Source organism: Amycolatopsis sp. NPDC005232 (genome assembly GCF_040607795.1).
Lineage (GTDB): Bacteria > Actinomycetota > Actinomycetes > Mycobacteriales > Pseudonocardiaceae > Amycolatopsis.
The window spans coordinates 380,337-401,773 of the sequence record NZ_JBEXHL010000003.1 but is presented as its reverse complement, the minus strand read 5'-3'; the positions used below and the strand labels follow the sequence as shown (position 1 = coordinate 401,773).

The following is a 21,437-nucleotide window of genomic DNA, read 5'->3' as shown; positions in this document are numbered from 1 at the left end:
CCGGCCAGGAACCACTCAGATCGGGACGCGCGGTTCAGCCGTCGACGGTGTGTGAGTGCAGGAGTGCCGCCACGAACGCGTCGGGGCGGGTCAGGAACGCCTCGTGGTCGCCCGGAACGGTGATCGGCTCGACCCCGAGCAGGGCGGGGAACCGCGGGCACCAAGCGTAGTCGCCCGGCGGCATGGCCAGGTCGCATTCGCCGGACAGGTAGCTGACCGGCAGGCCGAGCGTCGACAGCGCGGAATGGTCGCCCGACTCCTGCGCGAGCTGCCGGAAGAGCGCGGCGTGCCCCGGCGGGACGTCCTCCACGAGCAGCACGCCGTTCTCCGGCACGAACGCGCTGTGGAAGACCAGGCGGCGCACCCGGTGCGGAACCCGGTGGGCCGCACCGAAAACGGGGTAACCGCCCCAGCTGTGGGCGACCAGCGTGACGTCGGTCAGGTCGTGGCCGTCGAGTAAATCGACGAGGAAGTCGACTGTGTCCTCGAGGGTGAAACGACGGGGATCGTCGCCGTCCGCGAGGCCCGGCAGCGTCGGTGCGACCACGTTGTCCCCGCGGCACGCAACCGCTGGGCGACCGGCCGCCACGACCACGCGCCGTGCCACGCGCCCGGAACCAGCACGTACGTCTCCACCATGGTCCGGCTCACCTGCCTGTGGCTTCGTTGCCAGAGGGCCTGCAGCCAGAGCCGGACCTGTTCTCGGTCGGGCCTGTGTCGAAGGGAATGCAGCGAGTGGTGACATTACGGTGAAGGGTTGTAACTAAACTCGGCCGGTGCACTTTTGTGGTGACGGTGTGCTACCAATGCCCTGTGCGCCCGTCTTCCGCCTCTGCGAACGCCCGGCCGGGTTCCCCCGCGCGCGTCGTGGCGATCCTGGTCTTCGACGGGGTGACCCTGCTGGACGTCGCGGGCCCGGCGGAGGTGTTCAAGGAGGCCACGCGGCTCGGTGCCGACTACCGGATCGTGCTCGTCTCGCCGACGGGCGAGGACGTGGTGTCGAACCTCGGGTTCAAGGTCGCGGTCGAGGGCTCCGTGTGTTCCGAGCCCGCGCCGGACACCTATCTGGTGGCCGGGTCCGACCTCTACCCGCGCACGCCCGTGCCGTGCGACCTGGCGGAAGCCGCCCGCGTGCCGGCCGCCGGCGCCCGCCGCGTCGCCTCGATCTGCACGGGCGCGTTCATCCTCGCCGCCGCCGGCCTGCTCGACGGCAAGCGCGCGACCACGCACTGGAAGGTCACCCACGAGCTCGCCGCCCGCTGCCCGACGTGCCGCGTCGAGCCCGACGCCATCTACGTCCGCGACGGCACCACCTACACCTCCGCGGGCGTCACCGCCGGCATCGACCTGGCCCTCGCCCTCGTCGAGGAGGACCACGGTCCTGACCTGACGCGCGACGTCGCCCGTTCCCTGGTCGTGTACCTGCAGCGCTCGGGCGGGCAGTCGCAGTTCTCCGCCCCGCTGCAGGGCCCTCCGCCGCGCTCCCCGGCCCTGCGCACGATCACCGACCTGGTCACGGCCAACCCCGGCGCCAGGCACTCGCTCGGCGATCTCGCGAAGCACCTGAACGTCAGCACCCGCCAGCTCACGCGCCTCTTCCACGACGAACTGTCCACCACTCCGGCCCGCTACGTGGAGAACATCCGCTTCGACCTGGCCCGGGCCCTGCTGGACCAAGGCCACACCGCGACCCAGGCGGCGACCCTCGCCGGTTTCCCCAGCTACGAAGCCCTGCGCCGGGTGTTCGCGCGGAAACTCTCGATCAGCCCGGCGGCGTACCAGCGCCGGTTCAGCACGGCTCGGCGAGCGAACGCCGGGTAGTTTTCGGCGGCCGTCCGGCCGGTCATCACCGCCACGCACTGCGACTTCACGGCCATCGTTCTCCGGCCCGACCTGGGCCCGACGCGGCGAAACGCGATCCGGCTCACCTGGGACGGGCGATGTTTCGCGGGCCGGCAGCGGGCACCGTGGCGTCGTCCTCCTACGTCGGCTTGAGGGGTGCCGACGCGGCAGGGCCGAACGACGAGGAGGGCGGAGCATGGCGGACACGGCCACGCCTGCGCCGGCCGGCGGCGCCGCGGACGGGCCGGACCAGCCGCGCCAGCCGGAGCGGCCGGGCCAACGAGACCAGCCGGGCCAGCCGGACCTGGCAGCGCGGCTCCGCTCACCTGCCTACCTGCGCCTGTTGGTGATCGCCGCGATCATCGGGGTGCCCATCTCCGCCGCGGCCTACTTCTTCCTCCAGCTGGTCGGCGCGCTTCAAGAGTGGGTTTACACCGATCTGCCGCGCGCGCTCGGGTTCGCCGGGCCGCCGTTGTGGTGGCCCGTGCCGCCGTTGGTTCTGTGTGGTCTGCTGGTCGCGGTCGCGGTGCGGTATCTGCCTGGTGGGGGCGGCCATTCGCCCGTAGGCGGGTTCAAGCCGGGCCAGCAGCCCACGCCGAGCCAGCTGCCGGGCGTGCTGCTCGCCGCGCTGGCGACGCTCGGGCTGGGGGCCGTCCTCGGGCCCGAGGCGCCGCTGATCGCGCTCGGTGCCGGGCTCGGGGTGTGCGCGGTCCGGCTCGCGCGTCCGCACGCGCCGAAGCAGGTCGGTGCGGTGGTGGCGGCGACCGGGAGCTTCGCCGCCATCAGCGCGCTGCTCGGGTCGCCGATCCTGGGCGCGTTCCTGCTGATGGAGGCGTCGGGGCTGGCCGGCGCGACCATGGGGCTGGTGCTGCTGCCGGGGCTGCTGGCCGCCGGGATCGGCACGTTGCTCTTCATCGGCCTCGACTCGCTGACCGGCCTGGGCCCGGCGTCGCTGGCGTTGCCCGAGCTGCCACCGTTCACCCACCCCGACGTCGCGCAGTTCGGCTGGGCGCTCGGCATCGGCGCGGCCGCGGCGGTGCTGGGCACGGGTATCCGCCGGCTGTCGCTGCTGCTGCACTCGCGCGTCGAAAACCACGTCCTGCTGCTGACTCCCGTGGCGGGTCTCGTGATCGCCGGGCTCGCGATCGCCTACACCGCCGCGGGCGGAAGCCTGTCGGACGTCCTGTTCTCCGGCGAGACGGCGCTGCCGGCGCTCCTGGAGAACAGCGCGGCGTACGCGGTCCCTACGTTGCTGCTCCTGCTGGCCTGCAAGGGACTCGCGTACGGCGTGACGCTGTCGGCGTTCCGCGGCGGGCCCGTCTTCCCGTCGATGTTCCTCGGCGCCGCCGGCGGCATCGCGCTGTCGCACCTGCCGGGCCTGCCGCTCGTCGCCGGGGTGGCGATGGGGATCGGCGCGATGTGCGTCGTCATGCTGCGGCTGCCGCTGACGTCCGTCCTGCTCGCCACGCTCCTGCTCTCGTCCGACGGGCTGGCCGTGATGCCGCTGGTGATCGTCGCGGTGGTCGTGGCCCACGTGCTGGCCGCGTGGCTCGGCCCGCGCGAGGGTTCACTCGCCAAGGGTGATGAGGCGACGGCGCCCGCCACGCCAGTCTCCAAGAGGTCTGAAACAGCTGCCCGGGGAGGAACCAACATGGCTCAGCGACCGAACATCGTCCTCGTCCACGGCGCGTGGGCCGACGGTTCCTGCTGGAGCGCGGTGATCGAGCGCTTGCAGGCCGACGGCTACCGGGTCACCGCACCGCAGTTCCCGGAGACCTCGCTGGCCGGCGACGTCGCGCGGCTGCGCCAGGTGCTGGCCCGCCAGGACGGCCCGACGATCGTCGCCGGGCACTCGTACGGCGGTCAGATCGTCACCGCACTGGGGACGGACGCGCCGAACGTCGTCGGGCTGGTCTACGTCGCGGCGTTCGGCCTGGACGAGGGCGAGACGATCGGCAAGCTGCTGGCGCAGGGGCCGGTGACCCCGGCGCTGGCGCACCTCGACGTCGACAAGCAGGGCTTCGCGTGGCTGCCCGAGGACGACTTCGTGAACCACTTCGCCGCCGACGTCGACCCGGTCAAGGCGCGGGTCATGTTCGCCGTGCAGCAGCCGCTGGCCTTGTCGGCCCTCGACGAGGTGATGGGCGTCCCGGCGTGGAAGTCGCACCCGGCGTGGTTCCTGGTGGCCGACGGCGACCAGGCGATCCCGCCCGAGGCCCAGCGCCTGTTCGCCGCGCGGATGAAGGCCACGACCGTCGAGGTCGCGTCGAACCACGTCGCGATGGTCTCCCACCCCGACGACGTGCTGGGGCTCATCGCGAGCGCGGTCCAGGCCGTGCGGTGAGCTCAACCGAGCCGCGTGCCCCGGCCGTGCTCGCCGCGGCCGCGGTGCCGGTGATGCGGTACGGGCTGGAGTGTGGCGCGAGGGCCACCCGATGACCCAGCTGTCCGTGCTCGGCGAGGCCCTTCTGAAGGACGGGGTGCTCCTCGGCGCGTCCCTCGTGACCGCCGCAGACTCGCTGAGCGCCGCGGCCGAGCGCTCGTAGGTTCAGCCCCGGTGCACGGCCTCGAGGATGACGCGGGTGACGGTTTCGGGATGCGTGATGAAAGACAGGTGTCCCGAGTTGATCACCGTCGTGCGCGCCTTCATCCGGGCGGCGACGAAACGCTGGAGCTCGGGCGAGGTCGTGCGGTCGGCGGTGGTGATCACGTAGCTGCTCGGCTTGGTTTCCCAGGCGGCGGCGGTGGTTTTGGTCGAGAAGAGATCCTGCGCGACGCGGCCCTGGGCGGCGTAGAGGACTCGCGCCCTGGTGGTGGGGACGCCGTTGGCGAAGTCGTTGAGGAACGCGTCTTCGGTGAGGTGGCCGAAACCGTTCTGGTACACGAGACCCGCGCCGGCCGGCGCGGCCGGGAACCGTGCGGTGAGCGCGGGGTAGTCCTCGCCGGCCATCGGTGCCCGTGCGGACAGGTAGACGAGCGAGTCGACGGCGGGGTGGTCACCGGCCTGGCTGATCACCGAACCGCCGTAGGAGTGGCCCACCAGGACGGTCCGCCCGCTCTGCAGGTCGAGCTCGCGCCGCGTCGCGGCAACGTCGTCGGCCAGCGAGGTCAACGGGTTCTGCACCGACGTGACCGTGATGCCGGCGGCTTGCAGGCGCGGGATCACGTCGGCCCAGCACGACCCGTCGGCGTAGGCGCCGTGGACGAGCACGACGGACCGCCGCGGCGCGGGCCGCGTGGCGGCGCTCGCCGAACCCGGTGCGGCGAGCGCGAGCCCGGTGGCGCTCAGCGCGGCGATGCCCGCGAAGGACCGGCGGGTCAGCCGCGCCGGGGATCCCGTGGTGTCCGGATTCTCGCGATGGTCCAGGTCTGTGCGCTTCATGGCTGAGAGCTCCCCTTGTCAGCAGTCGATGCGGTCTGTCCACAGTGGCCGTACGAGGCGTCCGGCCATGATCACGTTACGCCGCCGCGCGGATCCGAGTCGGCGGCTTTCAGGGTAAGAACGGTCACTTGATCGGCCGGCGCGACCAGCGGGCTCAATCGGACTCGGCGGCCGAATGCCACACCCCGAACCACTGTTCGGCGCCGAACTCCTCGAACTTCTCCATCTCGGTGAACCCCAGCTTCGCCGCGAGCCGCATCGAGCGCTCGTTGGCGGTCTGGGTGCAGAGCGCCACCGGTTCGCCGGGCATCGCGCCGGCGAACCAGCCGAGCACCGCCGCACCCGCCTCGGCGGCGTACCCGAATCCCCAGGCCCGCGGCAGGAACAGGTAGCCGATCTCGGTTGCCTCGGCGCCTGGTCGGAGCCGGCCCGGACGCGTCGCGTCGCGCCGGTCGAGCGTGATCATGCCGATCATCGCCGCGTCGAGCTCGACGACGAAGAAACCGAAGCGCCGCCCGGGCACCTCGGGCGCGGTGCGTTCCAGCTCGTCCCGCGATCCTGGGCCACCGAGGAAGGTCGAGACCTCGGGCGAGGCGAACAACTCGATGATCGTCGCGCGGTCCCGGGCCTCGGACTGGCGCAGCACCAGCCGCTCGGTCCGGATCGGGGCGGGCGGCCAGGCGGTCATGGCGGTAACTTACCGCGGCACGACCATAGCGGAAGCTTGCGCCCGCACGGCCTCGGTGATGCCCCACTTCGGGGGAAACCACGGCGCCGGCATCGGTTCACCGCTTCGGTGGTACTGCTGCTTGATCCGGGTCCGCCCGGAGATGCCGGCGATGTCCGGGTGCGCGACGCGGGCATATTTGTCGACTTCGCAGAACAGGTTCTGGCAGTCGATCAGGTGCAGGCGGCGTCCTCCCAGGGAGGCGAAGCGTAGCCCGAGCCGGGTGAAGTGGGCTTCCTGCGTGTCGGTCATGTACCCGATCACTGCGTCTTCGATACCGCGGGCGCCGGGGCCGAAGCATTTCCTGATGCCGTCGCGCGCGCCCGGGCCGGCGACGACGAAGTCGTTTTCGGAGAAGTCCAGCACGGACGTGTAATTGAGGTCGATGGCGAACTGGAAGGCCAGGAAATTCCCCAGGCCCGGATAGGCGCGCAGCAGCGCGAACACTTGCGCCAGGCCGTGGGCGTCCTGGAGTTTCTCGGCCAGGCCGTCGCGGATCATGGTCTCGGCGAGCAGCAGGTGGTCGTGGTGCTTGCGGGTCCCGCCCAGCCGGGACGGCGGGATGACGTAGGCGGGGGAGTAGAGCGTGCGCCCGGCGTGCCAGGCCGCGTCGAGGACCGCGCGCGCCGCCGCCGGCCGCCACGACGCCCACGTGACGGGTCCGAGCTCGGCCTCCAGGAGCCGCCAGGTGCCGATCTTGTTGAAGAACTTGAACAGCACCATCCGGAAGACCACGTCGCGCGCTTCTTGCGGGCCCTGATAGCCCACGTCGTGGATGGCGAACTGGCTCACCCGGTCCGCCGCGCGGTAGCAGTTCGTGAACCGGTGGGCGGCGAGGATCGGATCACTCGCCGCGGGCTCGCTGTTCCGCAACCGCGCGAAGTAGACCTCCTGGCGGGCGGCGGCAAACCGCCAATACGTGTCGAAAACCGGGCTCGGCTGCAGTCGCCGGCCCAAGACGGTGATGTCCTGAATGGACTCACTCACCGCGGCCGGGCTCCGGATTTCCCGGCGACGTCAGGTAAGCCAGCGCCATCTCGGCCGTTTCGGTCGCCCACGTGCCCCAAGTCAAGTCGTCCGGCCAGAAGCGGCCGGAGGCGGCGCGGTGGACACACGAGCCGATGATCGTCCGCGCGGCCATCCGGAGGGCGAGCGCGCGGTTCGGGTGGCGGATCTCGGCGAGGCAGGGTTCGGCGGCGTCGACGAACGTCCGCTGGATCGCGGCCAGCGCCTGGAGGCCGCGGTCGCGGCTCTCGGTGCGCTGGGCGTCGAGCAGCTCGGGGAAGACGCGGCCGTGGCGGGTGAACGTCTGCGCCAGGGCCTCGGTGAACGCGGTGACGGTCCCGCGAAGCCCGGGCGCCGGCGAGCGGAGCGCGTCGTCGACGGTGGTCTCCAGCCGGCCGAGCAGCTCGTCCTTCACCGCGTACAGCAGCTGGTCCTTGCCCGAGAACCGGCGGTAGATCGCCCCCACCGACAGCCCCGCCCGGTCGGCAACCGCGCCGACGGTGAACTCCTCGATGCCCCCTTCGGCGAGCACGTGCTCGGCCGCGGCCAGCACCTTCTGCAGGGACTCCCGGCTGCGGGCTTGCTGGGGCGGGCGGAAGCCCTGCTCGACGGATCGCTGACTCACCGGCCGCACGTTACCTCGCCCTCCAGGGCGCGCGGTCGGCGCCAGAATGTGAATGGTAACTTTCATTCGCATTCGAGACGAGAAGGAGCGGCGGAATGGTGAGCATCGAGGTGACGGGTGCCTCCGTCGACTTCCCGATCTTCGACGCCAAGACGCGCTCGCTGAAGAAGCAGGTGCTCGGCAAGGTCGGCGGCAAGATCGGTACCGGCGCGAAGGTCCCGGTCATCGAGGCGCTGCGGGACATCACGCTGTCCCTGCGCGACGGCGACCGTGTCGGCCTGGTCGGGCACAACGGCGCCGGCAAGTCGACGCTGCTGCGGTTGCTGTCGGGCATCTACGAGCCGACCCGCGGCAGCACGCGCGTCGTCGGCCGGATCGCGCCGGTGTTCGACCTCGGCGTGGGCCTGGATCCCGAGGTCTCCGGCCGCGAGAACATCCTGATCCGCGGGCTGTTCCTCGGCATGAGCCGCAGGCAGATGGAGCGCCGGCTCGACGACATCGCGGAGTTCACCGAGCTCGGCGACTACCTCCACCTGCCGCTGCGCACCTACTCCGCCGGCATGCGCGTCCGGCTCGCGCTCGGCGTGGTGACCACCATCGACCCCGAGATCCTCATCCTCGACGAGGGCCTCGGTGCGATCGACGCGGCCTTCCTGGCCAAAGCTCGCGGCCGCTTGGTCGACCTCGCCCGCCGCTCCGGCGCGCTGGTGTTCGCCTCCCACGCCGACGACCTGCTGCGCGAGCTGTGCACCACGGCCCTCTGGCTGGACGAGGGCCGCGTCCGCGCGCACGGTTCGCTGGACGAGGTCCTCGCCGAGTACAAGGCACCCGGGTCGTGAGTCAGGCGGCCTCGAGGACGAAGAACAGGAAGCACAGGAACGCGTGCTTGTCCCCGAACTCCTCGGGGAACCGCTCGCGCGCGCCCGGCGCCGGGTACGGCTCGCTGATCACGGTCGTCCGGAAGCCGGCCGCGGTGAAGGCGTCGGTCATCGCATGCAGGGGCCGGTGCCAGTACGTGAGCGTGGCCTTCTGGCCGGCGAAGTCGTACTCCTCCGACCACCGGGTGGTCGCGAAGTAGTTCGACTCGAGGTTGAGCAGTTTGAAGATGATCGGGTGGTTGACCGCCAGGATCAGGCGGCCGCCGCGCTTCAGCACGCGCCGCAGCTCGGCCAGGGGAGCGGACCAGTCCTCCAGGTAGTGCAGCACCAGCGACACGATGACGTCGTCGAACTCCGCGTCGGGATACGGCAGCGGCTTGCTCAGGTCGGCGACCCGCAGGTCCGCGTCGGCGCCGAGCCGGTGCCGGGCGAGCTCGATCATCTTGACGCTGGCGTCGAAGCCGGTCACGTCGGCGCCGCGATCGCGCAGCGCGGCCAGCACGGGGCCCGACCCGCAGCCCGCGTCGAGTATCCGCCGGCCGGCCACGTCCCCGGCCAGGTCCAGGATCGCGGGCCGCGCGTAGTAGGCGTTGATGAGGCTGGTCTCGTTCTCGGCCGTGTAGGCCTCGGCGAAACTGTCGTAGTCGTTGGTGACCTCGGGAGTGGCAGACATGCGCCCCATCCAACCCACCTCGTGGTCTTCACCCAACCGGCTCAGCGCGACGGATCGGTCATCCTCCCGCCGATGACGTCGGCCAGCCCGTGTAGCTGCGCGGTCAGTTCGCGCCGCTCGCGCGCCGAATACCGCGACAGCGCCTCGAACTGCCGGGCGCGCAGCTCGGTGCGCAGGGCCAGAAGGCGGCGCGAGCCGTCGGCGGTGAGGCAGATGAGGACCTTCCGCTCGTCGTCCGGGGAGCGGTGCCGGGTGATCAGGCCCTTGGCCTCGAGCTGCTGGAGCATGCGGGTCGCGGTCGGGACGCTGACTTCGGCGCCCGCGGCGAGCCGGCTGACGGGCAGCCCGGCGGCGTTGGCGTCCTCGGCCAGGGGATCGAGCAGGGCGAGCTGGGCCAGCGACAGGCCGCCGGCGGCGCGGTTGCCGATGGTCGTGCGGGAGCGGCGCATGGCGTAGAACAGCCGGTCGGCGGCCTGGGCCAGGGCCTCCACGTCGTCGATCACGCGCTTGTCCTTCGGCGTCATGGTTGTTAGCTTACTAAACAAATATACTTAGCAAGCTAACAAAGGTGAAGCCATGACCGGCCGCATCGACGTCCATCAGCACGTCGTCCCGCCGCTCTGGGCCGAGGCGCTCGCCGGGCGCGGTCTCGACTCCGGTGGCTGGGCGATCCCCGGCTGGAGCGCCGGTGACGCCGTCGCGATGATGGATCGCCAGGGCATCGCCACGGGCGTCCTGTCCGTCACGGCGCCCGGCACGCACTTCGGTGACGACGCCGAGGCACGCACCCTGGCGCGCGCGGTGAACGAGTACTGCGCCGAGCTCGTCAAGGAGCGCCCGGACCGCTTCGGGCATTTCGCCAGTATCCCGTTGCCCGACGTCGACGGGGCCGTTGCGGACGCCGTGCACGCCTTGGACACCCTGCGCGCCGACGGCGTCGTCCTGATGTCGAATGTGGATGGTCGCTACCTCGGCGACCCCGATTTCGCGCCGCTGTGGGCGGAATTGGACCGGCGGCGAGCCGTCGTGTTCGTCCACCCGGCGCAGCCGCCGATGCCGCTGCTGGCCGGCACGCCGGCGCCGTTGGCGGACTATGTCTTCGACACCACGCGAGCCGCGCTCAACCTGGTGCTCACGGGCATGCTCGGCCGATTCCCGAACGTTCGCGTGATCCTTTCGCACGGCGGCGGGTTCCTGCCGTACGCCGCTTACCGGTTCTCCGGGCTGACGTCGACCGTCGTGGACACCACACGCGACGCCGACGACGTGATCCGTGAACTCAAGCGCTTCTACTTCGACACGGCCCTCTCGGCCAGTCCCAGCGCGCTGCCGGCGTTGCCGGAGTTCGCCGAACCGGGGCACGTCCTTTATGGCAGCGACTGGCCGTTCGCTCCTGAACGGGCCGGCATTTACTACAACCGGTACCTGGAGCAGTACCCGCGTTTTGCCGAAGGCGAGGCCGCCGCGATCGACCGCGGCAACGCGGAGGTGCTCTTCCCGCGCCTGGCGGGCTGATCCGGCGAGACGGCGGAGGCGGGCCCGCCGGTCAGGTGAAGGGCAACGGTGACCGTCAGGTCATCGCGCCGCGGTAAGGGTGGTCACCTCGAGCCACTTCCGGCGGTCGAGCAGGAGGTCGATGTCGGCCCAGACGGTCCGCTCGACCTCGGGGCGGCTGGATGGGGGAGTGCGCTCGATTTCCTGGTACAGCAAGGTGATGTGCTGGTCGACCGCGGGCAGATCCGGGCAAAGGTACGACGTGCCGGTATGCCCGGTCACCGTGGTGAGGTCCTCAGGCTCGGAGCGCCCGGACCGCTCGTTCGATTTCATGAAACCAAGACTCGCAGCGGCGCCGCCCTCGCACATTGCCGCCAGCGGCCGTTGCGGGCCCGGTGCTGCCGGGAATACGTCGATACCAGCCAGCCGGTAGCGTCCGTACCGGCTGGCCGGTATCGACCCGGTACGGCTGCCCGCCACCGTCACCGGTGTCGGCCGGCCGCCGGAGTCATTTCGCGGCCGCGGCGGATCGCCGGCCGGTCCGCCTGGTGGCCACTGCGCGGGCGGGTTTCCCGGTCGCCCACTTCAGCTCCACTTCCAGCTCCACCTCGCTGCCGTCGATTTCGATCTCGACCTCGATCTCCACCTCGTCGGGCACGTGGACCTTCACGGTGCTGGCGCCGAGCGCGAGCTCCACCTTGCCGCCTTCCGCCAGCGCGGCAGCGAGCGCGGCGAGCCGCTGGGCGGCGTCCTCGCGCGACAGCTTCTCCTCGCGCTTGACCTCGACGTCGGACATGGCTGACTCCTTCGCTCGCTGCCGATGCCGCGAACAGCACCAGCCGCTCGGCGCCGGCGCATCACCTGCCACGCATGAAGGCGTACCGGCGTCGCCCGCTCACCCTCGGTGGCGAAAAGGGGGTCGTGAGGTATGTCTCGCCCCGTTGATTAGTGTGCTAATTATCAGCGTACTATCCATCCGGGCGGTCAGGCGTGCGTAAAGGAGTGGTGATGGACGAGTTCATGCCGGAGCCGAGCCCCGAGGTGGCCGGGCCGCCCGGCGCCGGGCCGCGGTCGTTCGCCTTGGCGCTGGTGGTGGTGTGCGCGCTGGTCTTCGTGCTGACGGTCGCGTTCACCGTCCTGCCGCGATGAACGCCCGCGAACCCCAGCACGCCTATGCGATGTGGTCGGTCTTCGCGGCCGGCCCGGCGGCGTCGGGGTGTGACCAGGCGGCCGTCTCGCAGGAGGTGGAGCAGGCGCTGGCCGGCGATGCCACGGTCCGCGGCGTCTACCGGCTGTCCGGGATGCGCGCGGACGCCGACTGGATGATCTGGTGGCACGCGGCTTCCCCCGAGGCTCTGCAGGAGGCCTACCTCGCGCTGCGCAGGACCACGTGGGGCGCCGCGTCCCGGCCGGTCTGGAGCTCGGCCGGGACCCACCGCGACGCCGAGTTCAACCCCGGCCACCTGCCGGCCTACCTGGAGGCGAAGGCGCCGGCGCGGTTCGCTTGCGTGTACCCGTTCGTGCGCTCGTACGAGTGGTACCTGCTGCCCGCGGCGGAACGGCGCCGGATGCTCGCCGACCACGGGGCCGCGGCCCACGACTACCCCGACGTCCTGTCGAACACCCTCGCCGCCTTCGGCCTCGGCGACTACGAGTGGATTCTCGCGCTGGAAGCGGATCGCCTGGACCGGATCGTCGATCTGATGCGCGAGTTCCGCGCGACCGAGGCCCGCATGCACGTCCGCCTCGACACGCCGTTCTTCACGGGACAGCGCGTGTCGGTCCACGATCTGGTCAGGAGCCTGTCATGAGCACTGATTCGCCCGCGCGGGTCGCCCCCGTTCCCGTGGCGGTCCGCGCGCACCCGCGCCGCGACGCGCCCCGGGGTTCACTGGTCCTCCGGTTGCTGCGTACGACGGACCACAAGCAGCTCGGCGTTATGTACCTCGTCACCTCGATGGGGTTCTTCCTCATCGGCGGCGCGATGGCGATGCTGATGCGCACCGAGCTGGCCCGCCCGGGGCTGCAGTTCCTGTCGCAGGAGCAGTACAACCAGCTGTTCACCATGCACGGCACGGTGATGCTGCTGCTCTACGCCACGCCGGTCGTGTTCGGGTTCGCCAACTTCGTGCTGCCGCTTCAGATCGGTTCTCCCGACGTCGCGTTCCCGCGGCTGAACGCCTTCTCCTACTGGCTTTTCCTCTTCGGGAGCCTGATCGTTCTTTCCGGATTCCTGACGCCCGGTGGGGCGGCCGACTTCGGCTGGTTCGCCTACACGCCGCTGTCGGACGCGATCCACTCGCCGGGCGTCGGCGCCGACCTGTGGATCTCCGGGCTGGTGGTGGGTGGCCTTGGCACCATCCTCGGCGCCGTCAACATGGTCACCACCGTGGTCTGCCTGCGCGCCCCGGGCATGACGATGTTCCGGATGCCGATCTTCACCTGGAACATCCTCATCACGAGCATCCTGATCCTGGTCGCGTTCCCGATCCTCACCTCAGCGTTGCTCGGGCTGCTGGCGGACCGGCACCTGGGCGCGCACGTGTTCGACCCGGCCAACGGCGGGGTGATCCTGTGGCAGCACCTGTTCTGGTTCTTCGGCCATCCCGAGGTGTACATCGTCGCGCTGCCGTTTTTCGGGATCGTGTCGGAGATCTTCCCGGTGTTCAGCCGGAAACCGATCTTCGGCTACCGCGGCCTGGTCTTCGCGACCATCGCCATCTCGGCGCTCTCGGCCGCGGTGTGGGCGCACCACATGTACGCGACGGGGGCGGTGCTGCTGCCGTTCTTCTCGTTCATGACGTTCCTCATCGCCGTGCCCACGGGAGTGAAGTTCTTCAACTGGATCGGCACGATGTGGAAGGGCCAGCTGTCCTTCGAGACGCCGATGATCTTCTCGATGGGCTTCATCGTGACGTTCCTCTTCGGCGGCCTCACCGGCGTGATGCTGGCCGCGCCGCCGATCGACTTCCACGTGTCCGACAGCTACTTCGTGGTGGCGCACTTCCACTACGTGCTCTACGGCACGATCGTGTTCGCGACCTTCGCCGGCATCTACTTCTGGTTCCCGAAGATCACGGGCCGGATGATGGACGAGAAGCTCGGCAAGTGGCACTTCTGGACCACGTTCCTCGGGTTCCACGGCACGTTCCTGGTGCAGCACTGGCTCGGCGCCGAAGGCATGCCGCGCCGCTACGCCGACTACCTGTCCACGGACGGTTTCACCGTGCTCAACACCGTGTCGACGATCAGCGCGTACCTCCTCGGCGCCTCGATGCTGCCGTTCCTGTGGAACGTGTTCAAGAGCTACCGCTACGGCGAGATCGTCACGGTCGACGACCCGTGGGGCTACGGCAACTCCCTCGAATGGGCCACATCCTGCCCGCCGCCGCGGCACAACTTCACCGAGCTGCCCCGGATCCGGTCCGAGCGCCCGGCCTTCGAGCTGCACTACCCGCACATGATCGAGCGAATCCGCGCTGAAGGCCACATCACCCTGACCGGTCAGCAGAAGGAGGTCTGACCCGTTCAGCGGGTTTCTGCCGAGGAGTCCTTCGCTGAGATCAAAGCGAAAGCGCCGGCCGACGTCGCGCGCGTGGTGCGGGGCGAACGCCTGGTCTCCCCGGTGAACGAGATCACGACCACTGTGGACTGACCGGGAGCGTCACACGGTGACGTCGACCGCTGCGAAGAGTGTCCGGACGCAGATGTTGCGCAGCTCCTCGTGGGTGACCTTCGGCTGGTCGAGCCAGTCGAGGATCAGCGTGGAGACGAAGGCCAGCCAGCCGCGCACGGCCAGTCGCGTGGTCTCGGTGATCGGCCTCAGTAGGGCGAGCGCGGCCAGGATGCGTTCGGTGTTCGCGGCCATCCCGGCTTCGCGGATCTCCCGGATCTCGCGGTCGGCGTCGCCGGCGGAGCGGTGCACGATGCGGTAGCCGTCGGGGTGCGTGCGGGCGAACTCGAGGTAGACGTCCAGTCCGGCGCTCAGCTGCTCGCTGACCGGCAGCGCCGGGTCGGGCTCGCTCATCGCCAGGAGCTGGTCGCGCTGCCGGCGGACGATCTCGGCGAAGAAGTCTTTTTTCGTGGGGAAGTAGTGGTAGAGCAGGCCGCGCGAGACCTGCGCGATCTCGGCGACCTCCTCGATCCACACGTCGTCGTACGGCCGGTTCGCGAACAGCCCGGCGCCGATGCCCAGGAGCTGCTCGCGCCGCTGCTGCGTGCTCAGCCGTGTCCGCATCACGCGAGTTTACTTGACACGGGTTCAGTAGCGGGGGATCGTGACGTTATTGGATCTGGGTTCAATAGGGGAGCGAACGTGGACACCACCGGGATTCCGCACCGGCCGGGCCGGCTGCCGGTGATCGGCGACCTGCTCGGGTCGAACCCGCGCACGCCGTTGCAGGACACCCTGCGCGTCGGGCAGCAGGTCGGGCCCATATTCACGCGCAAGATCTTCGGCTTCGAGATCGTCTTCGCCGGTGGCGTCGACGTGGTCACACAGCTCAACGACGAGACGAAGTTCGGCAAGCACGTCGGCCTCGGCATCGAGAACCTGCGCGCGCTGGCGGGCGACGGGCTGTTCACCGCCCACACGCACGAACCGAACTGGCGGCTGGCCCACGACATCCTGCAGCCGGCGTTCTCCGCCGAGGCGATGCGCCGCTACCACCCGGTGATGCTGGAGGTCGCGCACGACCTCACGCACGCGTGGGACCGCGCGAGCGGCCCGGTCGACGTCGCCGCCGACATGACCCGTCTGACCTTGGAGACGATCGGGCGCGCCGGCTTCGGTTACCGGTTCGGCTCGTTCGAGCGCGCCGAGCCGCACCCCTTCGTCACGGCGATGATCCGCGCGCTGCGGTTCGCGCAGCTGCAGAACGTGAAGCTCCCGTTCGTGCGGCGCGCGTTCGCCGGGTCGCCCGCTCAGAACCAGGCCGACATCGCGACCATGAACAACCTCGTCGACGAGGTCATCGAGGCCCGGCGCCGCGAAGGTGGCGAGAGCCGCGACCTGCTCGGCCTCATGCTCACCGAAGGCCACCCGATGACGGGCGAGCGCCTCGACCCCGTGAACATCCGCAACCAGGCCATCACGTTCGTCGTCGCGGGCCACGAGACGACCTCCGGCGCGCTGTCGTTCGCGCTGTACTACCTCACGCGCAACCCCGACGTGCTGGCGAAGGCGCGCGCCGAGGTCGACGCGGTGTGGGGCGATCGAGAGCCGGAGTTCAGCGATGTCGCGAAGCTGCGTTACGTGCGCCGCGTGCTCGACGAGGCCATGCGGCTGTGGCCGACCGCTCCCGGCTACTCGCGCGAGGCCCGCGAAGACGTGCTGCTCGGCGGGAAGTACCGGATGTGCAAGGGCGACTGGGTGATCGTGCCCCTGCCGCTGGTCCACCGCGACCCGGCGGTGTGGGGGCCGGACCCGGAGAAGTTCGACCCGGACCGCTTCGAGCCGGCCGCGGTGAAGAAACGCCCGGCGCAGGCCTACAAACCTTTCGGCACGGGGGAACGCGCGTGCATCGGCCGGCAGTTCGCGCTGCACGAGGCGGTGCTCGCGTTGGGAATGGTGTTGCAGCGCTACGACTTCGAGGCTGACCCGGCGTACGAGCTGAAGATCGCCGAGTCCCTGACGCTCAAGCCGAGCGGCTTCACGGTTCGCCCACGGGCCCGAGCGCGTGCGGCGGTTCAGACGAGCTAGCCGACCATATCGGGGAAGTTCTCCGTGTAGCCGAGCAGCAGCAGGCGGCGCTCGGGCAGCAGCCCGGCCAGCTCGTCCCACGCGGTCACGCCGGGCGCGCCGTAGAGGTGCGTCAGATCGGCGACGACCGCGTGCGCCTCCTCGGTCGACGGGGCAGCGGCCCGATCGAACCCGAGCAGCGAAGCCCCGATTCCGAAGTGGCGATAGCTGTGCGCCGCCATCCGCCGGACGATCGCGTGGTTCTGGAACACGCTCCAGTCGCTGGTGAAGTAGCCGTTCGGGATCCCCGCGATGACCAGGTCGTCGCGGCCCACCGGCACCCGCTGCACGAGCACGACGTCGTCCAGGAACCCGTCCGGCTTCCGGTTCACCGCGACGAGCGCCGCGACGTCGACCTCGCCGCCCATGCGCTGCCCCGGCAGTTCCTCCCACTCCACCCTGGACCCGGGATCTTCGAGGGCCGCGGCGACGTGCGCCGCCCGCGCGTCGTCCACCTTCCGCCGCACGGCAGGGTCCTCGTCGTCGGTGCCGTTGTCGGTGCCGTCGTCGAACCAGAGCCGATCGTCTTCCGTCGCGTGCACGCTCGTGTACAAGCACTGGTCGACGTCGTCGAGCGTGCACAGCATCCGCGCGGTCGGATCTTCGCCACGCAGCTGCCCGAGCGCGTCGAGCACCTCGGCGAACCCGCCGATCTCGTCCAGCCGGGCCACGGTATTCGTGTCCACCCGCCCCCGAACCTCCTGGGCCGCGTCGTAGCGCGTCACTCGCATGGGCCGCATCCTGCCACCCGCGAACGCCTGTCCCGGCGGCACCGCCGGCAATGCGCGCGGTCGTAGGGGAAACCGGCGAATTCCACCGCCGAACGGGCAAATTGTTCGCCATAATTTCACGTGGGTGAGTCAGCGTAGCCGAATCGACGGCGACCTGCGACGATCGGATGCCTGGGGCAGTGGCCGGCTGTCGGTCGACCCGAGCACTGACCTTTTCGGCCCTCTCGGAAAGGAATGCCGGTACTATGTCGATCCTCATCTTCGTCGCTGGTGCGGCGTTGCTGATCTACAGCGCGGAGAAGCTGATCACCTACGTCGTCGGTGCGGCGGCCGGCCTGCGCGTCTCCGTGTTCTTGCTCGCGATCGTCTTCACCGGAATCGAATTCGACGACGTCGCGCTCGGAGTGGCGCTGAACGTCGAAGATCTCGGTGACGTCGCTCTCGGGACCGTATTCGGCACGGCGATCTCGATGATCGGAATAGTGCTCGCCCTCGCCGCGATCGTTTCGCCGACGAAGGTGAACATTCCGCGCCCGTACCTCGCGTTGTTCGCCGCCGCGCCGCTGGTGCTGATTCCCTTCATCGTCTTCGCGCCTCTCACCCCGATCTACGGCGTGGTGCTCGTGCTGCTGTTCGTGTTCTTCATCGGGTACGTGGCCACCCGGGAGCTCAAGCGGAGCACGCCCGTCTTCCGCAATGCGGAGATCCTCGAGAAGCTGGAGGTCGGAGCGGGCCCCAGCGGAAGCGCAAGCGCAACCGCAAGCACCTCGAAGCAAGACCCCGCCGACGTGCCCACCGACAAGCCCCCGTTCGTCGTGACGATGCCCTTCAACAAAGAGCGCCCGATCCCCGGCTGGGTCGCGATCGCGCTGGCCGTGCTCGCGCTGGTGGGCCTCGTCGCCGGCGCCGCCATCACCAGCTACGGCACCAAGGGCATCCTGGAGGACTACCACATCCAGGGTGCCCTCTTCGGTGCGACGATCGCCACCCTCGTGCTCACCCTCGAGGACATCTTCCTGACCGTCGAACCCACCCGCAAAGGCGCGCCCGAGCTCGGTGTCGGGAACGTCATCGGCAGCGTGGTCTTCGGCGTGACCGCGAAACTCGGCATCGTCCTGCTCGCCGGCGGCAGTATCGACGTCGACGAGAACGTGCTCTCCTGGCACCTCCCGGTCCTCGTCGGCATGACCGCGCTCGCGGCGTACTTCCTCTACACCCGCAGGCTCAAGCGCTGGCACGGGTTCGTGCTGCTCGCGCTCTACATCGCCTACTGGGCCGTCAGCTTCGCCGTGTTCGGCGGAGCACCGATCGAATCGGATTGAGCGTCACACGCTGGAATGTCCGGCGCGGTGCGGACGGGGGATCAACGGAAGATCGGTCCGCGAATCGGCGTTCGCGGTCTCGACCACCCTGGCCACGAGGTGGTGGTCGGGCGAGAGGTGGCAGACCGGGTCGGTGCGTGCCGCGTCGCCGGTGAGCTGGAACGCCTGGCAGCGGCACCCGCCGAAGTCGAGCTCCCGCCGATCGCAGCTGCGGCAGGGATCCGGCATCCAGTCCGTACCCCGGAACGCGGTCATCACCGGGGCCTCGGACCAGATCCGCTGCAACGGGTCCTCCCGCACGTTCGCCCGCGGCAACGGCAGGGACTGGGCGGCCGGACACGGCAGGACGTCGCCGTTCGGTGTCACGGTCAGCTGACGGGACGCCCAGCCGCCCATGCACGGCTTCGGGTAGCGGCTGTAGTAGTCGGGCAGGACGTAGATGACGTCCATGCGATCCCGCAGCCGCTCGCGGGCGGCCCGCACGACGAGCTCGGCCGCGTCGAGCTGGTCCCGGGTCGGCAGCAGTGCTGCCCGGTTGCGCAACGCCCAGCCGTAGTACTGGGTGTTGGCCAGCTCCACCCGATCGGCGCCCACCTGCTCGGCCAGCCCGAGCACGTCGGCGACGCGGTCGATGTTCTGCCGGTGCAGCACCACGTTCACGGTCAGCGGCCACCCCAGCTCCTTGACCACACCCATGGCCTCGATCTTGCGCCCGAAGGACGGGGTCCCGGCGATGCGGTCGGACGCATGAGGTTCATCGGCCTGGACGCTGATCTGCACGTGGTCCAGACCGGCTGCCCGCAGCTGCTCCGCTCTCGGCCGCGAGAGGCCGAGGGCGCTGGTCACGAGGTTGGTGTAGAGGCCGAGCTCGTGGGCTTCCGCCACGATCTCCACCAGGTCGCGCCGCAGCAGCGGTTCCCCGCCGGACAGGTGGCACTGCAGAATCCCGAGGTCCCGTGCTTCGAGCAGCACCCGCCGCCACTCGTCGGTGGTCAGCTCGTCGGTGTAGTCGGCCAGGTTCAGCGGGTTGGAGCAGTACGAGCAGGCCAGCGGGCAGCGGTAGGTGAGCTCGGCCAGCAGTCCGAAGGGGTTATCCATCGGCCGGCTCCACACAGCGCCGGGCGACGAGCCGGGTCAGGAACCGCCGGACCTCGTCGTCGGGGACGCGCTCGTACCGCTCACCCAGCTCGGCCACGATCTCGGCCACGGTGCGCTGCCCGTCGCACAGCTCGAGAATGGCCGCGCCGCTGCGGTTCAGCACCACCACTGTCTCGGGGAGCTGCAGGACGTGCTGCTGCCGGGCTGTGTTGAACGCCAACCGGACGTGGCGCGCCAGTCGCGGTCGGTCCGATGTAGACACTTCGCTGCGGGTTGTCGAGTCCATGGGGCTCACTCCGGATAGGTTCGATCGATCGCGTCCATCAGGCTCCACAGGACATCGCACTTGAACGACAGCGCGTCGACGGCGCGGGCCTGGGACTCGGCGGACCGGCAGTGCGCGGTGACCACTTCGAGGGCGTGCTCGCAGTCGCGCGGCGCCTGCTCGAGGCGGGCGCGGAAGTAGGCGAGGCCCTCGGGGTCGATCCACGGGTACCACCGCTCGAACGCGGCCAGCCGCTCCGCCATCAGGTCGGGGGCGAACAGCTCGGTGAGCGACGACGCGACCGCCTCCACCCACGGGCGGGTCCGGGTGAAGTTCACGTAGGCGTCGACCGCGAACCGCACCCCCGGGACCAGGTGCCGGTGGTCCAGGACTTCCTCGCGGGTGAGCCCGGCGGCCTCGGCGAGGCGCAGCCACGCCTCGATGCCGCCCTCCCCGGGATGGCGGCCGTCGTGGTCGATGATCCGGCGGATCCAGCGGCGGCGGACTTCCAGGTCGGGACAGCCGGAGAGGATCGCCGCGTCTTTGCGGGGGATGTTCTCCTGGTAGTAGAACCGGTTGGCCACCCAGCCCTGGATCTGTCCGCGGCTCAGCCGGCCGGCGTTCATGCGGACGTGGAACGGATGCTGGTCGTGGTACCGGCGCGAATGGGCCCGCAACGTCTCGACGAACTCGTCGGTCGTCGCGGCGGTGGTCCCGGTTGTCGTTGTCATGCTTTACACCTCGACCTCGAGTCCGTCCACGGCCACCTCCATGCCGGCGGCCTCCACGAGATGCCGCTCGACCGTGTCTTCCAGCAGGATGGGGTTGGTGTTGTTCATGTGCACGAAGATCACCCGCCCGACGTTCAGCGACGGGAGCCGGGCCAGCGTGCCGTCCGGGCCGTCGACGGGCAGGTGGCCCATCTCGCGCGACGTCTTGCCGGCCAGGCCGAGCCGCACCAGTTCGTCGTCACGCCAGCAGGTGCCGTCGATCAGCAGGCATTCGCAGCCCGCGATCTCCGCACACAGCTGCGGCGTCAGCGCCTGCATCCCCGGCAGGTAGACCAGACGTCCTCCGCTGCGGTCGTCGGTCAGCCGGTAGCCCACCACGCGACCGTGGTCCGCCCCGGGTCCGAACCGGTGCCGCTTGGTGGTGGGCACGTCGAACGCGCGGCACGACAGCCCGTCGGCCAGCGGCACGTCGGCCCCGGGGACCACCGCCCGCCATTCGACCGGGCAGTAGAGCTCGAGCGTGCGGAGCACCCCCGAGCCGTCGCGCAACGTCTTGTACACCGCCGGCGTGGCGTGCAGCCGCAGACCGCGGGCCTCGCGCAGCAGCAGCAAGCCGAGGGTGTGGTCCAGTTCGGCATCGGTGAGCAGCACCGCTTCCAGCGGCGACGCGCGATCACCGTGTGGCCGCAGCCCTGGGAACGCCTCGATCTGGGTGCGGACGTCGGGGGAGGCGTTGATCAGGAACCAGGACCGGCCCTCGGCGCTCACCGCGACCGAGGACTGGGTGCGCGCGGGCCCGGTCCCGGACCGGACGGCGGTGCAGACCGGGCAGCCGCAGTTCCACTGCGGGGAGCCGCCTCCCGCAGCCGAGCCCAGCACCCGCAGCCACATCCCGGCACTCCGTCCGTGGTCGTCCGAGCGGGC

Annotated in this window: 24 protein-coding genes; 9 read left to right on the top strand and 15 right to left on the bottom strand. The window is 70.2% G+C overall.

Annotated elements, in window-relative coordinates; genetic code table 11:
* Positions 1–34: 34 nt before the first annotated feature.
* Positions 35–547: an alpha/beta fold hydrolase gene (locus ABZU76_RS09145; RefSeq protein ID WP_354866686.1), complete on the bottom strand. Its 513-nt coding sequence runs from the start codon at positions 545–547 to the stop codon at positions 35–37.
* A 266-nt stretch (positions 548–813) separates the two neighbouring features.
* Here ABZU76_RS09145 and ABZU76_RS09140 point away from each other — a divergent pair, with 266 nt between their 5' ends.
* Positions 814–1,821, top strand: a complete 1,008-nt coding sequence (locus ABZU76_RS09140) for a GlxA family transcriptional regulator (protein WP_354866684.1) — start codon at positions 814–816, stop codon at positions 1,819–1,821.
* A 217-nt stretch (positions 1,822–2,038) separates the two neighbouring features.
* A complete protein-coding gene (locus tag ABZU76_RS09135) occupies positions 2,039–4,186 on the top strand; it encodes an alpha/beta fold hydrolase (RefSeq protein ID WP_354866682.1) in 2,148 nt (715 codons plus the stop codon).
* Positions 4,187–4,390: 204 nt separating this feature from the next.
* On the opposite strand, the gene ABZU76_RS09130 is transcribed toward ABZU76_RS09135, so the two are convergent.
* The 4 genes from ABZU76_RS09130 to ABZU76_RS09115 form a co-directional block, all read right to left on the bottom strand.
* Positions 4,391–5,224 (bottom strand): alpha/beta hydrolase, encoded by an 834-nt coding sequence (locus ABZU76_RS09130; RefSeq protein ID WP_354866680.1) that lies wholly within the window; start codon positions 5,222–5,224, stop codon positions 4,391–4,393.
* 154 nt (positions 5,225–5,378) lie between these two features.
* Positions 5,379–5,912 (bottom strand): GNAT family N-acetyltransferase, encoded by a 534-nt coding sequence (locus ABZU76_RS09125; protein WP_354866678.1) that lies wholly within the window; start codon positions 5,910–5,912, stop codon positions 5,379–5,381.
* Between the two features lie 9 nt (positions 5,913–5,921).
* Positions 5,922–6,938 carry a nucleotide kinase domain-containing protein gene (locus ABZU76_RS09120; RefSeq protein WP_354866676.1) on the bottom strand — a complete coding sequence of 339 codons (1,017 nt, stop codon included), beginning with the start codon at positions 6,936–6,938 and terminating at the stop codon, positions 5,922–5,924.
* Positions 6,931–7,581, bottom strand: a complete 651-nt coding sequence (locus ABZU76_RS09115; protein WP_354866674.1) for a TetR/AcrR family transcriptional regulator — start codon at positions 7,579–7,581, stop codon at positions 6,931–6,933. The genes ABZU76_RS09120 and ABZU76_RS09115 overlap by 8 nt, the downstream gene beginning before the upstream one ends.
* 95 nt (positions 7,582–7,676) lie before the next feature.
* Between ABZU76_RS09115 and ABZU76_RS09110 the strand changes: the two genes are divergently transcribed.
* Positions 7,677–8,420 (top strand): ABC transporter ATP-binding protein, encoded by a 744-nt coding sequence (locus ABZU76_RS09110; RefSeq protein ID WP_354866672.1) that lies wholly within the window; start codon positions 7,677–7,679, stop codon positions 8,418–8,420.
* 1 nt (position 8,421) lies between these two features.
* On the opposite strand, the gene ABZU76_RS09105 is transcribed toward ABZU76_RS09110, so the two are convergent.
* Both ABZU76_RS09105 and ABZU76_RS09100 read right to left on the bottom strand, forming a co-directional pair.
* Positions 8,422–9,132 carry a class I SAM-dependent methyltransferase gene (locus tag ABZU76_RS09105; protein ID WP_354866670.1) on the bottom strand — a complete coding sequence of 237 codons (711 nt, stop codon included), beginning with the start codon at positions 9,130–9,132 and terminating at the stop codon, positions 8,422–8,424.
* 41 nt (positions 9,133–9,173) lie between these two features.
* On the bottom strand, positions 9,174–9,656 hold the full coding sequence (locus ABZU76_RS09100) for a MarR family transcriptional regulator (RefSeq protein WP_354866668.1): 483 nt from the start codon (positions 9,654–9,656) through the stop codon (positions 9,174–9,176).
* A gap of 52 nt (positions 9,657–9,708) precedes the next feature.
* Between ABZU76_RS09100 and ABZU76_RS09095 the strand changes: the two genes are divergently transcribed.
* Positions 9,709–10,647 (top strand): amidohydrolase family protein, encoded by a 939-nt coding sequence (locus ABZU76_RS09095; RefSeq protein WP_354866666.1) that lies wholly within the window; start codon positions 9,709–9,711, stop codon positions 10,645–10,647.
* A 60-nt stretch (positions 10,648–10,707) separates the two neighbouring features.
* Here ABZU76_RS09095 and ABZU76_RS09090 read toward each other — a convergent pair whose 3' ends face one another.
* Positions 10,708–10,959: a hypothetical protein gene (locus tag ABZU76_RS09090; RefSeq protein WP_354866663.1), complete on the bottom strand. Its 252-nt coding sequence runs from the start codon at positions 10,957–10,959 to the stop codon at positions 10,708–10,710.
* 175 nt (positions 10,960–11,134) lie between these two features.
* On the bottom strand, positions 11,135–11,422 hold the full coding sequence (locus ABZU76_RS09085) for an amphi-Trp domain-containing protein (RefSeq protein WP_354866661.1): 288 nt from the start codon (positions 11,420–11,422) through the stop codon (positions 11,135–11,137).
* A 212-nt stretch (positions 11,423–11,634) separates the two neighbouring features.
* On the opposite strand from ABZU76_RS09085, the gene ABZU76_RS09080 reads away from it, so the two are divergent.
* The 3 genes from ABZU76_RS09080 to ctaD are packed head-to-tail and all read left to right on the top strand — an operon-like array spanning position 11,635 to position 14,149.
* Positions 11,635–11,775 carry a hypothetical protein gene (locus tag ABZU76_RS09080; protein ID WP_354866659.1) on the top strand — a complete coding sequence of 47 codons (141 nt, stop codon included), beginning with the start codon at positions 11,635–11,637 and terminating at the stop codon, positions 11,773–11,775.
* The gene (gene hemQ / locus ABZU76_RS09075) at positions 11,772–12,437 is read left to right on the top strand and encodes a hydrogen peroxide-dependent heme synthase (protein WP_354866657.1); all 666 of its coding nucleotides are present in this window, start codon (positions 11,772–11,774) and stop codon (positions 12,435–12,437) included. The genes ABZU76_RS09080 and hemQ overlap by 4 nt, the downstream gene beginning before the upstream one ends.
* Positions 12,434–14,149: a cytochrome c oxidase subunit I gene (ctaD, locus tag ABZU76_RS09070; RefSeq protein WP_354866655.1), complete on the top strand. Its 1,716-nt coding sequence runs from the start codon at positions 12,434–12,436 to the stop codon at positions 14,147–14,149. The genes hemQ and ctaD overlap by 4 nt, the downstream gene beginning before the upstream one ends.
* A gap of 141 nt (positions 14,150–14,290) precedes the next feature.
* Here ctaD and ABZU76_RS09065 read toward each other — a convergent pair whose 3' ends face one another.
* On the bottom strand, positions 14,291–14,863 hold the full coding sequence (locus ABZU76_RS09065; RefSeq protein ID WP_354866653.1) for a TetR/AcrR family transcriptional regulator: 573 nt from the start codon (positions 14,861–14,863) through the stop codon (positions 14,291–14,293).
* A gap of 78 nt (positions 14,864–14,941) precedes the next feature.
* Between ABZU76_RS09065 and ABZU76_RS09060 the strand changes: the two genes are divergently transcribed.
* The gene (locus ABZU76_RS09060; protein WP_354866651.1) at positions 14,942–16,327 is read left to right on the top strand and encodes a cytochrome P450; all 1,386 of its coding nucleotides are present in this window, start codon (positions 14,942–14,944) and stop codon (positions 16,325–16,327) included.
* Here the strand turns inward: ABZU76_RS09060 and ABZU76_RS09055 are convergent.
* Positions 16,324–17,097 carry a hypothetical protein gene (locus ABZU76_RS09055; RefSeq protein ID WP_354866649.1) on the bottom strand — a complete coding sequence of 258 codons (774 nt, stop codon included), beginning with the start codon at positions 17,095–17,097 and terminating at the stop codon, positions 16,324–16,326. The two genes, ABZU76_RS09060 and ABZU76_RS09055, sit on opposite strands and share 4 nt — an antisense overlap.
* 245 nt (positions 17,098–17,342) lie before the next feature.
* Here ABZU76_RS09055 and ABZU76_RS09050 point away from each other — a divergent pair, with 245 nt between their 5' ends.
* The gene (locus tag ABZU76_RS09050; protein ID WP_354866647.1) at positions 17,343–18,419 is read left to right on the top strand and encodes a sodium:proton exchanger; all 1,077 of its coding nucleotides are present in this window, start codon (positions 17,343–17,345) and stop codon (positions 18,417–18,419) included.
* A gap of 3 nt (positions 18,420–18,422) precedes the next feature.
* On the opposite strand, the gene pqqE is transcribed toward ABZU76_RS09050, so the two are convergent.
* Genes pqqE through pqqB form a run of 4 tightly spaced genes read right to left on the bottom strand, consistent with a single transcriptional unit; the run spans position 18,423 to position 21,404 of the window.
* Positions 18,423–19,517 (bottom strand): pyrroloquinoline quinone biosynthesis protein PqqE, encoded by a 1,095-nt coding sequence (pqqE, locus tag ABZU76_RS09045; protein WP_354866645.1) that lies wholly within the window; start codon positions 19,515–19,517, stop codon positions 18,423–18,425.
* Positions 19,510–19,803 carry a pyrroloquinoline quinone biosynthesis peptide chaperone PqqD gene (gene pqqD / locus ABZU76_RS09040; RefSeq protein WP_354866643.1) on the bottom strand — a complete coding sequence of 98 codons (294 nt, stop codon included), beginning with the start codon at positions 19,801–19,803 and terminating at the stop codon, positions 19,510–19,512. The genes pqqE and pqqD overlap by 8 nt, the downstream gene beginning before the upstream one ends.
* A 5-nt stretch (positions 19,804–19,808) precedes the next feature.
* Positions 19,809–20,513, bottom strand: coding sequence for a pyrroloquinoline-quinone synthase PqqC (gene pqqC, locus ABZU76_RS09035; protein ID WP_354866641.1), 705 nt, complete (start codon positions 20,511–20,513; stop codon positions 19,809–19,811).
* Positions 20,514–20,516: 3 nt separating this feature from the next.
* On the bottom strand, positions 20,517–21,404 hold the full coding sequence (gene pqqB / locus ABZU76_RS09030) for a pyrroloquinoline quinone biosynthesis protein PqqB (RefSeq protein ID WP_354866639.1): 888 nt from the start codon (positions 21,402–21,404) through the stop codon (positions 20,517–20,519).
* Between the last annotated feature and the right edge of the window lie 33 nt (positions 21,405–21,437).